This is a genomic window from Dokdonia ponticola (assembly GCF_042653865.1).
In the GTDB taxonomy this organism is placed as follows: Bacteria; Bacteroidota; Bacteroidia; order Flavobacteriales; family Flavobacteriaceae; genus Dokdonia; species Dokdonia ponticola.
Window position 1 is genome coordinate 304,053 of record NZ_JBHSFV010000002.1, and the last position, 14,285, is coordinate 318,337.

11 protein-coding genes are annotated in these 14,285 nt (G+C 36.3%); 2 read left to right on the forward strand and 9 right to left on the reverse strand.

The window, feature by feature from the left end; all coding sequences use genetic code 11:
• Positions 1 to 37: 37 nt before the first annotated feature.
• On the forward strand, positions 38 to 1,411 hold the full coding sequence (locus ACFO3O_RS05385; RefSeq protein ID WP_379977528.1) for a capsule assembly Wzi family protein: 1,374 nt from the start codon (positions 38 to 40) through the stop codon (positions 1,409 to 1,411).
• Between the two features lie 268 nt (positions 1,412 to 1,679).
• On the opposite strand, the gene ACFO3O_RS05390 is transcribed toward ACFO3O_RS05385, so the two are convergent.
• The 4 genes from ACFO3O_RS05390 to ACFO3O_RS05405 all read right to left on the reverse strand — a co-directional run bounded on the left by ACFO3O_RS05390 (position 1,680) and on the right by ACFO3O_RS05405 (position 8,730).
• Positions 1,680 to 6,545, reverse strand: a complete 4,866-nt coding sequence (locus ACFO3O_RS05390; RefSeq protein ID WP_379977529.1) for a M14 family zinc carboxypeptidase — start codon at positions 6,543 to 6,545, stop codon at positions 1,680 to 1,682.
• Positions 6,546 to 7,124: 579 nt separating this feature from the next.
• Positions 7,125 to 7,649, reverse strand: coding sequence for a glutathione peroxidase (locus ACFO3O_RS05395; protein WP_379977530.1), 525 nt, complete (start codon positions 7,647 to 7,649; stop codon positions 7,125 to 7,127).
• Positions 7,650 to 7,655: 6 nt separating this feature from the next.
• Positions 7,656 to 8,357 (reverse strand): GTP cyclohydrolase I FolE, encoded by a 702-nt coding sequence (gene folE / locus ACFO3O_RS05400; protein WP_379977531.1) that lies wholly within the window; start codon positions 8,355 to 8,357, stop codon positions 7,656 to 7,658.
• Positions 8,320 to 8,730, reverse strand: coding sequence for a 6-pyruvoyl trahydropterin synthase family protein (locus ACFO3O_RS05405; protein WP_379977532.1), 411 nt, complete (start codon positions 8,728 to 8,730; stop codon positions 8,320 to 8,322). Before ACFO3O_RS05405 ends, folE begins: the two co-directional genes overlap by 38 nt.
• A gap of 135 nt (positions 8,731 to 8,865) precedes the next feature.
• Between ACFO3O_RS05405 and ACFO3O_RS05410 the strand changes: the two genes are divergently transcribed.
• Positions 8,866 to 10,101, forward strand: a complete 1,236-nt coding sequence (locus ACFO3O_RS05410; protein ID WP_379977533.1) for an NAD(P)/FAD-dependent oxidoreductase — start codon at positions 8,866 to 8,868, stop codon at positions 10,099 to 10,101.
• A 58-nt stretch (positions 10,102 to 10,159) separates the two neighbouring features.
• Here the strand turns inward: ACFO3O_RS05410 and ACFO3O_RS05415 are convergent, their stop codons facing one another.
• From ACFO3O_RS05415 to ACFO3O_RS05435, 5 genes are all read right to left on the reverse strand, one after another.
• Entirely contained in the window at positions 10,160 to 10,387 is a 228-nt protein-coding gene (locus ACFO3O_RS05415) for a hypothetical protein (protein ID WP_379977534.1), read from the reverse strand.
• Between the two features lie 287 nt (positions 10,388 to 10,674).
• Positions 10,675 to 11,538 carry a sigma-70 family RNA polymerase sigma factor gene (locus ACFO3O_RS05420; protein ID WP_379977535.1) on the reverse strand — a complete coding sequence of 288 codons (864 nt, stop codon included), beginning with the start codon at positions 11,536 to 11,538 and terminating at the stop codon, positions 10,675 to 10,677.
• 679 nt (positions 11,539 to 12,217) lie between these two features.
• Positions 12,218 to 12,544 (reverse strand): hypothetical protein, encoded by a 327-nt coding sequence (locus ACFO3O_RS05425; RefSeq protein ID WP_379977536.1) that lies wholly within the window; start codon positions 12,542 to 12,544, stop codon positions 12,218 to 12,220.
• 450 nt (positions 12,545 to 12,994) lie between these two features.
• Positions 12,995 to 13,297, reverse strand: a complete 303-nt coding sequence (locus tag ACFO3O_RS05430) for a DUF4242 domain-containing protein (protein WP_379977537.1) — start codon at positions 13,295 to 13,297, stop codon at positions 12,995 to 12,997.
• Positions 13,298 to 13,375: 78 nt separating this feature from the next.
• Positions 13,376 to 14,251 carry a proprotein convertase P-domain-containing protein gene (locus ACFO3O_RS05435; protein WP_379977538.1) on the reverse strand — a complete coding sequence of 292 codons (876 nt, stop codon included), beginning with the start codon at positions 14,249 to 14,251 and terminating at the stop codon, positions 13,376 to 13,378.
• Positions 14,252 to 14,285 lie beyond the last annotated feature (34 nt).

The window sequence follows — 14,285 nt, forward strand, 5'->3', positions numbered from 1 at the left end:
CTAAAAACACTTTATATTTATCAAGATATTTTTTAATATGAAAAAACCTCAAATTTTTGTCATCTTCTTATGTATTCTTTCGTTAAAAATCTTTTCACAAGAAAACGCTCCTATCACATATGAAGGGGGAGTAGAAGGATTTGGATATGTTTCTAGTGAAGAATTGCCTTTTTGGACATACACTAACCGCTATGGGCGCCTAAGTCAAGAAACAAATGGTCTTGTATACGCTTTCGCGAAAGCAGACTATGAAATAACACCCAACAGCAGTCTGTCTTTTTTTGCGTCTGGTGTGGCACGTGACGGAATAGACCCTAATATTCAAAGAGCAGAGCTTTATGCAATGTTTAAAAATAAATGGATAAATATCACACTAGGATCAAAAGATTTTACAGACGACACGAATGAACTTTCTTCTATTCGTCGTAATATTTTGTTCTCATCAAATACGAGAGCTTTACCTGGACTTTTAATTCAAAATGCAGCACCAATCAAAATAGTTAAAAATCTTTCATTTGATGCTGCTATTGCTCATTATTCTTTAAATGATGATCGTTTTGTAGAGAATGCAAGAGTACATTATAAAAATCTTTTTTTTAACTGGGACATTAATAGCCAAAGCTCATTACGCATAGGTTTACAACATGTTGCACAATGGGCGGGGTCTTCTCCTTTAAGAGGAGAACAGCCGGATGGTTTTTCTGATTTTGTAAAAATATTTTTTGGTAGAGGAGGGGGAGAAGAAGCTAGTTTCAGTGATCAAGTAAATGTACTAGGTAATCATATGGGTTCTTACTCCATAAATTACAAGAGAAAACTCTCTAACGCATTAGATATAGATGTATACTACCAGACATTATTTGAAGATCGTTCAGGAATAGAGCTTAATAACTTTCCAGATGGTGTATGGGGATTACAAATAAATCGTAATGATTCTAAACTTATGAAAGGAGTACTCTATGAGTATATTCAAACTGTTTCTCAAAGCGGTAGACCTAGAGCCGTTCAAAACGATGGGCAACAAAGTGGAGGGGACAACTATTTTATTAATGGAACTTACTTATCTGGATGGACGTATGAGGGTAGAACTATAGGCCTCCCTTTTATAACGATTAATTCTTTAGATGAAGATGGAGATTTTATAATAAACAATAGGACAAAAGCTCACCATTTAGGGGTTTTGGGTTCCTTCTGGAAACTGGATTATACGCTCAAACTCACTTATGTTGAAAATTTGGGCTCTTATAGAGATCCTATAACTCCCAAAGACACTTTTGTATATAGTTACTTTCAAGCAAAACTTCCTACCCAAAAATACGGAACCTTTAGCTTAGAAATTGGAGCTGATTTTAACGAAGATAGAGATACTTTTTTTGGAGGTGGTCTAGGCTATCGTTATACGTTTCATTAGTATGTAACCTAGAACGTCTAAAGCGTATTCTGTGTTATAAATTAAATAGGCTATCCAGATTTGGATAGCCTATTTGTTTTTCTACTGCTTTTAAACCCGAATTATGCATTAGAAAATCTATTACAACTTAAATAAGCTTCAAAATATACCGTTACACTACCTTTTTAAGTTTAACCATAGCGATGCTATGCTAAAACTCAGAAAACGCCATATTTTATTGCTTCTTTAAACCTCATTACGAAGTTCTAATGCATAATGCGGGTTAAAATTACTTCACTATAAAACGTTGGGTGGAAATCATGCGACCATGCTGTTTAAAATGAACAAAATAAATACCAGCTCTTAATTTATGCGTTTCTATAAAACGTTCTTGAGTGGTACTTTTCTGAACTAATTTACCTTCTAGTGTATATACTTCAAAATCTAGATATGTTGTTGTCTGAATCTGAATCACTGTGCCATTTTCTACAGGATTTGGGTATAGTCTAATATCAAAATTAGTAGGTACACCATTAAATTGAGATTTACTCGTTGTGCTTGGAGTAAAAGCTATAGCAGCAGTTAATTCCAAACGATCCAACGCAAAATCTGCTTGCCAAGTACTTCCCGTAATTCGATTAAATCGTAATTGCACGGTACTTCCTATAAATTGAGAAAGATCAATCACTTGTGTATTCCATTGATTGCCTTGATTTCCAGTAAGAAACCATAAGGATTGCCAAGAAACTCCATTATCAATACTCGACTCTAAGGCAATGCTCCCAAAATCAGTACTTCCAAACATGTGGTAATCAAAAATGAAAGTAGCGTTGCTAACTCCTGTCAGGTCAAAACAAGGAGAATTAATAATTGCTTGTTTACTTGGAAACCCAGTACCTGATGCTTCTACATAAATATAGGTATCACCATCACTGGCTGAAGTAGGTCCTGTATTATTAGACGGCGTAGAGCCAGTTCTAGGTGTCCAGTTAAGATCATCAGTAGTGCTTTGCGTCCAATTATCAAAACTAGTTTCAAAACTGGCGCTGTATGGATAGTTGATAATTTCCCCTGTACAAGAGGCAACAGGCGGAATTGATCCTTGAATAATCTGAATGTCATCAAGTGCTATATCACTTCTGAAATCAGTTCCTGTAATGCTGTTGAATCTCAAAAGAATAGGACGCCCTACATAAGGGAGTAAGCTTAAGTTTTTAGTAAACCATTGATCCCCTTGATTTCCTGTTTGACTCCAAATCGTGAGCCAACTTCCACCATTAGTAAGGCTTACTTCTACGGCTAGAGTTCCTAGATTATTACTCGTGCCATACATATGATATTGAAAGCTTAGATAAGCATCTAGACTTCCATTCAAATCAATACAAGGAGACGTCAAAATAGCACGTTTATTAGGGAATCCAATAGTATTCCCAGAAGACTCTGTATAGATATAGTTTTGTCCTTCTGCAGCTGTACTTGGTCCCGTTCCATTCGAAGGAGTGCCATTGGCGTCTATGGTCCAATTGATATCATCATCTGTATTTTGAGTCCAGTTGTCGAGACCCGATTCAAAACCAAGGAAATAGGGTAATGCGCTGATTCCTTCAATGCATCCGTTGGTCGCTTCTAGCGTTTGTAGTTGGACAGTATTACTTGAGTTGGATATATTCCCAGCTTGATCATTGGCTACAACCTCAAATTCATATATCGTAGCTGGCGTTAACCCTAAAGCAGTATAAGAGGTGCCTAAGGTGGTTGCTATAGGTACTCCATCTTGTAGTACTGTATAATCAGTCACCCCAACATTATCTGTAGCTGCATCCCAAGATAGCGTGGCTGCAATCTGAGTGATATCAAAAGCAATGAGATTCAAAGGAGCGCTTGGCGCTTCTGTATCAGGAGTACCTTCGGTGATCACAACCGTATAATCTTCTACCTCTCCAAAATCATACGCACCACAACTATTTGGAATCGCATTATAGCGCATGATGACACGTAAACGAGTAGCACCTTCTAGTGCCGTGTTTGGAATCGCAATAGTCCCTGTGATAACTGACGCCGTTGTTGGAGATTGTGTAAATACTTGCTCTGTAGTTATGTCAAATACACCATCTTGATTATAATCTATCCATATCGCATACGCTTCGGAAAAAACGGTTCCTGCCCACGTAGGTACAATAGTAAAACCATACGATTGGTTCGTTTCAATACCTGTTGAAATTGCTGTGAAATCACTGTAGTTTTGACTTCCCGAAGGGTTATTAATACTATTAAATTCAAACCTACTGATAAATTCTTCAGTGGCATTTCCACTTGAAGCATCACAATAGATAATAGCTGGTATTTGTGTTGAAAACAAGATACTTGTGCTAGGAGGTGATATGGATCCGTCAGTACAGGTTGTGACCACTTCAACTTCATATATTGTGTCGGGTGTAAGGTTTGTCAAAATGACCGTAGGAGTTGTCGTAGTTACTGTTTGAAAGGTGTTGTTTCCGCTTTCGCGAAAGCGTACTTCATATCCATTCCCGTTCGCCACGTCCCATTGTACGGTCGCCGTATTTTCTGTAATAGCACTGACCGAAACATTTTGCGGAATTTCAGAAGTACATACAGGTAAGAGTACATTAAATGAAACGGATACTGGCGTTGCTGCATTAAAAACATTATTCCCGTTTTGTGTAGCCTCTACTGTGACAATTCCTTGCGTGCCATCTACGGTAAGTACATCACCTGTGATGGTGGCAGGTCCAGAAATGATGGCATAGCTTACGGGAAGTCCTGAACTCGCCGAAGCATTTAAGGCAATAGGTGCCGCTGTCGTTGACTGATCTGCAATTATAGGAAATGTAATCGTTTGATTTGCGAGTGGTATTGGGGTGGTGGAAATGACGGTAAAATCATCAAATGTAAATCCGTCAAAAGTGGTCGTATATCCACTAGTAAGATTGGTGCTATCGGAGTCAAACACAAACCGAAGTAATAGGTTAGGCACATTTTGAAATATACTGTTTTCATTGGCGTTAATGACAATTTCTTCTAAAGACCATTTACCCAGCGTATCCCCATCATATAAAGGCTCTCCATTAGGTTGATGAGCCTCATTAGCACTCGATTTTTGACTGTAGGGATTGGTATCTGGAGTACTTCCTGGTTTGGTATATCTGCCTGTCAACGGAATCCAAGAGCTCCCTCCATCTATAGAACCCTCTAGTTGTGCAAAATCAAAATCACGCTCAATATCCCATTTAGCATAATACTGAATGACACTCTCCTGAGATAATGATAGGTCTATGGGAGTAGCAAGGGTGAGTGTTTCGATGACATTATTACCATAACTCCCAACAGCATTGGTAATAGCGGTAGCTCCTGAAAAAGCATCGGTAGTGACTTCCCATCCATTGTTTTGCCAATTGCTAAGCCCTGTGGTATCTGGATCATCTACAAAAATGACGGCTGGGCTGAATCGTTTTTCAATAACGGCTTGATACAGCGTATAATCTTCATTGGCTAACGTAACTTCATACTGAATGACATCATTTACCTGTATTCCTGGGTCAAGGGTGTATGAAAAATCTAGTGTGGTTTGTTCTAGCTTTGCAAGATTGACTGTTTGTGATGCTCCGATGCTAAGAATGTTACTGGATACAGGCGTTACAGTAAGCGTAATAGGGGATAAAGTCTGTCCTAGATATTCAACACCTATGCGTAATTGTCCTGCAATGGTATCAAGATTAGAAGGTGTTAAGTCTTTGTACTTTGCATATTTACCACTATAATATCCTGCGAGTAAATTCACACGCATGGCTCGTTGAGCAATGGGTAAAATGTTAGAAGGAGAAGGGTAAAAACCACCTTCGGCACTACTTCCATTTTCAGGACTAAAACCTATAATGCTCTTACCAGACCCAGTAGATCCCGTTGCATCGGGAGTAGTACCTCCCAACAACCAATCTAAATGACTACCACTCGCAACAGGAGGTCCAGTTTGTGTAACGGCACCATAGGCATACCTATTGTAAAAACTCATGTCATGACCGTATTGGGAGAACTCGTCCTCCCTTCCTGTAGGCCCTCCTAAACCAGAATAGGAGTGATATAAAATATTGCTAAATGCGTGGTGGTCGAGAGCGACTTTAAAATCTCTAGATAACACAAAATCGCGAACAATGCGTGATTCTGGTTCGGAAAAAGGTCCTGTTCCTCTAAAATCTTGTGCACAAGGATTGGAAGAGGCGCCTCCATTATTCCAGAAGTAACCACTGTTTCTGTTCAGATCAACACCATCATTATCACCACCACATCCGCTAGTAACTCTTCGATTTTTACGTTGTAAACCACCTCCATTGGGATTGTTATCAATATTAAACTGATACCCATCAGGATTCAGTATAGGGATAAAGTACAATTCGTGATTATCTACTAGATTTTTGATCCCAGGATCAGTATCATAGTTTTCCAGCAAATACCACATATAATAAAGCTGATTCATTAAACTTGAGATTTCACGCGCATGAATCAATGAATTATACAAGGTTTCTGGTTCATCTTCATCGATGTCTGGATTGTCAGAAATCTTTACATAATACACGGTGCGCCCTTCTAAAGTGGTCTCTACAGCGGCCGCAGCTCTTGCTGTGATAAGGTTAGGGTATAAACTACGCATAGCATCGAGTTCTGCCAATGCCTCGTCTAGAGTTAAGGAACCCGCATAACTTCCTAGATTAAAGTTTTGTGGTACCATCCAATCAATCTCATTTTCGCCTGCATACTGGCCTATATTTGAGATACTTTCTGAAGCAACACTCGAGCGCTGCTGTATAACTTCAGGAGTTCTAGATTTCATCACAGATAGCTGGGCTGTTGCATTCGCTATGTCTGCTTGCGCTCTCTCTGCATAGAATGTAGAAAGGTCTTCTACAAGGGTCATGGGAGTTAAGGATAATGATTGAATGATTTGCTGTTCATACGGAGTCACTTCCAATATGATATCATTCCCATCTTGATGTACACCACAATGCAAATCAATACCAGCATCGCTGAGTACGATCATTTGTTGTGATGTAATGTTTTGAATTTTAACTCTTTTGTTGGTTTGAGCTTGTGTCGAAAATACACATAGCAATACGATGCTGCAAAATAATGTACGAATCATAAAAATTGATTTTTAAATAAAAATGAATAATTATGATAAGGGGGAGTGAGGTAAATGTAATTAAAAATTACTGATAATCAAATAGTTGTGAGTATTTTTTATGATTCGTACTATTTATATTCAAAATTATGGGAAAGTATCATAAGGTAAAGGTCTTTCCTGTAAAAAGAAGCTAGATTTACAGAAGTAGGAGTTGACTCTTTGATAAAAAAGAGAGGAGATGATGATATTATAACCATAATTTCATAGTAAAAACGGCTAGTTTTTCTTAATCACACACACTCTTCTTGTTCTACAAATAGCTTTTATGAATTAAAATAGGCACTAAAAGTGTGTCTTATTCTATAAATCTCAAAAAAGATGGAGAATTATAGGTATGTACTGTAGTAATAATAAGATGAGAAGTATTGCGTAGCTCAGAAGCTACTTTTAATATAATGGCAAGAGTTAGAGAGTTAAAAACAAAAAGGATATCCGATTATATGAGATCTGAAATAATAAGTCCTCTTCCTTGACAGGTAGGAAGAGGACTTAAATATATGTTATGGGTAAATGGTATTCTTTTCGCTTAAAGCGAAATTATGACAAGTGCTTTGTGATTTTTGAACTTGTAGGACTTGTAATCGAATAGTAATAATCAATCAACTTTCCAGATTCATCGACAAGGTACTTTTGAAAATTCCATTTGACACTTGAATTCTTTTTTCCGTTCAGTTCTTTGGAGGTGAGCCACTTGTATAAAGGGTGTTGTTTACTTCCTTTCACATCAATTTTTTCAGAGAGTAAAAAGGTCACGCCAAAATTACGTTCGCAAAATGTCTGTATCTCTTCTGCATTTCCAGGCTCTTGTTTTCCAAATTGATTACAAGGCGATCCTATCACGGCTAATTGGTCTGGGTAGGAGTCACTTAGTTTTTGGAGATCTTTATATTGTTTTGTAAATCCACATTCTGAAGCTACGTTTACAAACAATAGTTTTTTTCCTTTAAACGACTCAAGATCAATGGGCTTACCATCTATACTTCGAATAGAAATATCGTATAGTGATGCTGAACTATTCATAGATGTGGATGGTTCTTTTTTGATTTTATCAATCAGATTCATAGGTTCTTATTGGTTGATATAGTTTTGTAATTCTGCAAGCTTTGCAGGCGTATTAAATGCTCCTCCGTAATACGAAGTCACTGTTGCCGATGTATCATCTTTAATTCCACGAGAAGATACGCATAAATGCTTAGCATCTATAATCACCGCTACATCGTCTGTTTCTAAAATAGTTTTTAGATCTTCTGCTATTTGATTGGTTAAACGTTCTTGTACTTGTGGGCGTTTTGCATAATACTGTACAATTCTATTTAATTTAGAGAGTCCAATCACCTTACCTGATGAGATGTAGGCCACATGTGCTTTTCCGATGATAGGCACAAAGTGGTGCTCGCAGTTAGAGTAGAACGTAATATTCTTTTCTACTAGCATTTGATTGTATTGATACTTGTTATCAAACAATGCTACTTTAGGTTTGTTAGCAGGATTAAGGCCCGAAAAGATCTCTTCTATGTACATTTTTGCGACCCGTTTTGGCGTTCCATTCAGAGAGTCATCGGTTCTATCTAGTCCCATCACATCCATGATTTGACCAAATAGATCTGCTATTTTTTCTTTCTTTTCTTCATCAGTGATGTCAAAAGCATCTGCTCTCATGGGGGTTTCTAAGCCTGTATATATATGATCATCTCCTATTTCTTCATCAGAGAAGCCATTTAAACCACTTTCTTTAATAAGGGTATTCAACATAATTTCTTGGTGTTTCATATAATTTTATTTTCAACTCGAGTCCTGAAGCTAATTCAGGGGCTAAAAGATTATAAATAACCATCGCAATATTTTCTGCTGTGGGATTCAAATCTTTAAATTCTTGGGTGTCTAAATTCAAGTTTTTGTGATCAAACCGATCTAGGACTTTGTCTTTTATTAAATCAGATAAAATCTTGGTATCTATTACATAGCCCGTTTCTGGGTCGCAAACACCTATGACTTTTACTTCTAAGTCATAATTATGACCGTGATAGTTAGGGTTATTGCATTTTCCAAAGATCTCTTTGTTCTTCGTGTCACTCCAGTTCTTATTATGTAATCTATGAGCGGCATTAAAATGCTCACATCGTATAATGGCCGTTTTGTGCATATTGTCAAATTAAATAGTGTTCCTTTGAGATGTTAAAGGTATTTTAATTTTTGTTTAATTTTTAATTTATTTTGTTAAACAAAAATTAAAACTAGTATTTTTACAATATCAACTTAGTAACCGGAGTAAGAACTTATGGAAAAAACGGATGTTAAAATACATATTATAGGCGCTGGCGTTAGTGGTTTAATAGCTGCCCAAGTACTAGAAAATAATGGGTTCTGTCCAATAATCCTAGAGGCAACCGATAGGGTAGGCGGACGAGTAAAAACCGATATTGTAGATAATTATCAATTAGATCACGGGTTCCAGGTATTACTCACTTCGTATCCAGCAGCCCAGAAATACTTAGATTTTAAGGCATTAGAATTACAATGTTTTTTACCAGGCGCTTCTATTTTTCGCGAAAAGCAAACCATTATTGGAGATCCTTTGCGAGATGTGTCCTTATTATTTCCTACGTTACTTTCAGGAGTAGGCTCTATAAAGGATAAGTTTAAAGTTCTTTCGCTTAACGCGAAATTAAAAAAGAAAAGCATCTCAGAGATCTTTTCAACTTCTGAGAAAACAACGATGGCTTATCTTGAGGATTTTGGATTTTCTAAGGAGATGATCACTGATTTTTTCAAACCTTTCTTTAGTGGTATTTTTCTAGAGCCTTTTCTAGAAACGTCTAGTAGGATGTTTGAGTTCGTATATAAAATGTTTGGAGAAGGATTTGCAGCATTACCAAAAGCAGGGATTGAGGCAATCCCCAAGCAGTTGGAGCAGCGTCTAACATGTACCGATATTCAATTTAATACGCATGTTGCTTCTGTACAAGAAGGAGAGATTCTGCTGACTTCTGGAGCGTCTATTACAACTGATTTTACCATTATAGCCACCGATGCAAGTCAGCTGATTAAGAATTTTTCCAGTACTCCCGTCGAATGGAAATCGTGTGAGAACCTGTATTTTGAAACGAAATCACGTGTAATTTTAAAGGCATTGATAGGTCTTATTCCAAACCCCGATGCACTCATCAATAATATTTTCTATCACACGACTATTGCAACAAGTACACAAGTAACTCATGAGTTATTATCAGTGACGGTTGTAAAAGACCATGCGTTATCGAATGAAGCGTTGATTAAAAGAGTAGAAGAGGAGTTAAAGAACTACTGTGGTATCGAAACTTCTCGTTTTATAAAACAATACACCATTCCTAAAGCACTACCCCAATTACACGATCTTCGATATGAAATGGCGCCATCAGAAACACGATTGACTTCTAGTATTTTCCTAGCGGGTGATACACAGCTTAACGGGTCTCTAAATGCGGCCATGATTGCAGGAGAGAGAGCTGCATTGGGTGTATTAGAATCCGTATAAACTAAAAAACGCCTCTACTGTAAAAGTAGAAGCGTTTATGATGTTTGTTAAAATGTTTTTATATACCAGAATCAGGGCGTCCTTTTAAGCGGACTTCGATCTTTTTCTTCTTAGCCGTGAGTCTTTTCATGATGTCCATGAGTTCAGAGTCTCTTGTTTTTTTATAGATTTCATTGATTGCAAGGATCAAACGTTTAGCTTCTCTTGACGCAACTACACGATCACTAGTTGACATATGGCTCATTTTAGCTTTTTCAAAAGCAAATGCTTCTTGTAATATCTCCATATCTTTTTGTTTAATTTTTCATAAAAATAGCTAAACATTGAGATATGTACAAATTCAGTTACATAATTTAATATTTCTATAACAAATTGACAATTTTACGTGCTTTTTTTGTCAAAGAGATAAAAGTGATTCAAATATTTTTTATATTTGAGCTTAGTGAGAGAAGGTCTTCTAGCAATGGAAGGCTTTTTTTTTGAGGTTACTTCCCCATACAATAAGTAATAGTAATTGTATTTACTGAGGGTATTTACATGTCGGATTGCCCAAAAAGAAAGCTTTAGGTGTAATTAGCCCAAATATGTTTTAAGTACTGTTGATTTTGACTTATGTCTTAATCTTCTTATTGCTTTTTCTTTTATTTGTCTTACTCTTTCCCTTGTCAAATCAAAGGTTTGCCCAATTTCATTCAAGCTCATTGAGTTTCGACTTCCAATACCATAGAATAGACGAACAACATTTGCTTCACGTGGCGAAAGTGTTTGTAAAGCTCTACTTATTTCTATTCGTAAAGATTGTTTGGATAATTCTTTATCCGCATTAGGTAAATCATTTGTTTTATAGATATCGTACAAAGTTGACTTTTCACCTTCTTTTAAGGGAGCATCCATAGATAAATGTCTACCAGAGTTTTTTAAAGATTGTTTTACTTCATTTATACTCATATCTAGTGACCTAGCTATTTCTTCTGCAGTAGGAGGTCTTTCATTTTGCTGCTCTAACCGTGCTACTGCTTTATTAATTTTACTTATGCTTCCTATTTTGTTTAGAGGAAGTCTTACAACTCTTGATTGTTCTGCTAGTGCTTGTAATATAGCTTGTCGAATCCACCAAACTGCATAAGAAATGAATTTAAAACCTCGCGTTTCGTCAAAACGTTTTGCCGCTTTGACTAAACCTATATTTCCTTCATTAATAAGATCAGGTAATTTTAAACCCTGATTTTGATATTGTTTGGAAACCGAAACCACAAAACGTAAGTTAGCATTGACTAATTTTTTTAAAGCTTTTTGGTCTCCAGCTTTTATTCTTTGTGCTAATTCAACCTCTTCATCAGCAGTTATGAGTTCGATTTTACTGATGTCTTGTAAGTACTTATCTAACGATTTATCTTCTCTATTGGTAACCTGCTTTGTGATTTTAAGTTGTCTCATTCTTTTGTTGTTTTAATTGCGTTTTAAATAGGAGTTTGTGAACTTTAATTTTCACATAAATTTTATTGGATTATCTTTTTCTAGGTGTAGCCCAGTGTCTTTCTTTCACTAATTAGTTGTATACTGCATTGGTTTGCTTAATCCTTTATTCTATAATCTTAATGAGTTGTTGGATTAAAATATTTCCTAAAAACAGATGTATCCAAACACGCTTAATCTATTCTAATAGCTTAGAATATAATGCGCAAAAACTCACTTCTTTCAAATAAAGAAGGAAATGTGAAATGAAATTAGAAGGCTGGTGGAATAAATTTGTCTGATTGGACTCGGAAAACTAAGAAGTTAAAGCTGAAAATTCGTCTGTTTTTTAAATTTTTTACCATCTCCTATAATGTACAATTTATAATTGAGGAATGCAATTAATTGTTGTCATAATATCACGTAAGCGTTTTTTTGATAGGTAGTAAGTTGGATAGGTATGTCCATTTAGACAGTCAACAATTACTTATTATAGAAAGAATCAACTATTATCGAGAATATAAAAAACCTATGTAAATCATACAAAAAGGTAATGTAATTAAAGGCTTTTAGTGATAGAACACGAGAATGTATCTACTCCAAATATTGGATGGTTCTATTTTTCCTATGTATGTTGGATGATTTACAAAATGGTTAGAAATTAAAACAGAGGATAAGTTTGATAGTATATTATAGCCAATAGATTCTGCCCAAATGCCCAATCTCGTAAAAATATGGGAGGCATATGCTGTGCATGGGAAGAAGTAGGTGCAATCTTTGCATACCTTCCTTCAGTTTTCAGGACCTTATGAGTCAATACAGGATTATCATACTTATGAATAATGTAATGCGAAATCTCAGGATGATTGGGGTTGTTGGCAAAAATAGGTTGAAGAATTTTTCCCGCCTTTTCTTCATTTTTGTATTTCTTTCCAACTTTATCTCGTGTCGAATACAACGCCAAGGTATAGAAAAAGGTAGCTTCCACACCTTACTGTATATGTAAGGTGCAAAGCTTCCAACTCTATTTCAAATTGTTTTACTCTGGTTTTGGGATTCGAATGCTACCAATCCGTATAAAAGATGTCAATGGCATTAATATATCACGTTGCTTTTCATCCAAAAATAACCCTTTTAAGAACTTTAGTCTTTTTGACAAGATCAGTCTCGGTGGGAGGAAACCAAGCTGCATGATTCTTGCTCATGGCAACTACTCAATATGCCATCGGACAATTAGGATCTTGGTCAATTATTTTGATAAAGACCTTTTCTGCTTCAGCATTTTAAAATGAATGTAATAAGGCGATATCCAAATCAAAAGTTGGACTTGTTTCATAATTACAGGAAAGTAAAAACTTAAGTTCGCCAAACTGTCCATTACCGTATAATAACAATTCCCCTCGTAAAAAAAATCAATGGATTCGATTTCTTTTAATAATTACTCAGCGGTTGATGGATCAATAATCGTGGTCACCCGATTAACTGAATTTGCTGGAAAACCGCCTTTTTTTGCATGTTCATACACCATTTCTTTATTGGGTGCAGAATACACACAATAAATCTTGTCTCCCGTGACATAACTATGTTTCCATTGGATTTCTGAACCCAATTCTTTTAAAACGCTACACGAAGTTTGTGATATTCCCTTTAGCTGTTCCTTGTTAAGGTTGCTTGCATCTGGGATATTCCGTTCAATAATATATAAGTTAGTGTTTTCTGGTAAGATATCTAGAATGCTCATTAGTGTCTGTTTTTAGATAATGAATTAGAAGTTTAAAAAGGTATTATACTATTTTATGGTTATATCTGTATTACTATGTTAAGGTCTACATAGTTGTATAGACCAATCTAGAAGTATTCCCTCGTCAATATTTTGATCATCAACAATGAAAAGCGTCCAATCTCCTAACGCCTGAATACCTTCTAAAAGGGCCAATGAATCTTGGGGTCTAAAAGTACCCGTAAAAGGAGCAATACCATTAGTAATTAAGGCAGATCCCTGATCATCAAAAACTGTATTGGTATAATTATCTCCAGCGCCTCCATTATCGGTACTCAACACGAGTATTAAACCGTTTGGAGCAATTAAGAAAATGTCTAAATCAGCGTCAAAGGTATGTTCTAGATTTAAGGTCACAATAGTCTGGTCTGAGATTAAAAACTCATCAGTAATCGTGATAATAGATATTGTTTCCGTTCCAGCATCAGGACCTATAGGTAATTGCTCAGTGCTTATAAACGTCTGACAAAGATCTAGCGCTTCTGCTGTGATAGATGCTGGAGAGCCGACCAAAGCTGTGCCATCACTCCCAAATGCAGTTGCAGTCAATACTTGCTCTCCAATAGTTTCACCAAGTGCCCAACTGACAGTAGCTCGTCCTGATGCATTTGTGACTAGTGTATTTGATGAGATCGTTCCTTCATCTACAGATAGACTAATGGTAGTACCAGGAAAAGCATTACCATTTTGGTCATTTACTTGAACCTCTATAACATCTGTTAGCGTTTCATTTATAAAGGCTGTCTGGTTATTTCCAGATACTATTTGTAAACTCTTAGCTGTTGGAGTCTCTACTGGTACCACAGAGGCACTATCGTCATCATTGCTACAACTGATAAAGAATAGTAATGCGAGACCATACATGAATTTCACGATCGTTTTGATGTTCGGATGTGTGTTATTAATAGTTTTCATAATCTTATTTTTTGAGAGGTTCAGATTATCTTTA

Bases quoted from the DNA above. Each gene is read 5' to 3' on its own strand.
- ACFO3O_RS05385 (WP_379977528.1), top strand. From the start codon at position 38: ATGAAAAAACCTCAAATTTTTGTCATCTTCTTATGTATTCTTTCGTTA.
- ACFO3O_RS05390 (WP_379977529.1), bottom strand. From the start codon at position 6,545: ATGATTCGTACATTATTTTGCAGCATCGTATTGCTATGTGTATTTTCG.
- ACFO3O_RS05395 (WP_379977530.1), bottom strand. From the start codon at position 7,649: ATGAATCTGATTGATAAAATCAAAAAAGAACCATCCACATCTATGAAT.
- folE (WP_379977531.1), bottom strand. From the start codon at position 8,357: ATGAAACACCAAGAAATTATGTTGAATACCCTTATTAAAGAAAGTGGT.
- ACFO3O_RS05405 (WP_379977532.1), bottom strand. From the start codon at position 8,730: ATGCACAAAACGGCCATTATACGATGTGAGCATTTTAATGCCGCTCAT.
- ACFO3O_RS05410 (WP_379977533.1), top strand. From the start codon at position 8,866: ATGGAAAAAACGGATGTTAAAATACATATTATAGGCGCTGGCGTTAGT.
- ACFO3O_RS05415 (WP_379977534.1), bottom strand. From the start codon at position 10,387: ATGGAGATATTACAAGAAGCATTTGCTTTTGAAAAAGCTAAAATGAGC.
- ACFO3O_RS05420 (WP_379977535.1), bottom strand. From the start codon at position 11,538: ATGAGACAACTTAAAATCACAAAGCAGGTTACCAATAGAGAAGATAAA.
- ACFO3O_RS05430 (WP_379977537.1), bottom strand. From the start codon at position 13,297: ATGAGCATTCTAGATATCTTACCAGAAAACACTAACTTATATATTATT.
- ACFO3O_RS05435 (WP_379977538.1), bottom strand. From the start codon at position 14,251: ATGAAAACTATTAATAACACACATCCGAACATCAAAACGATCGTGAAA.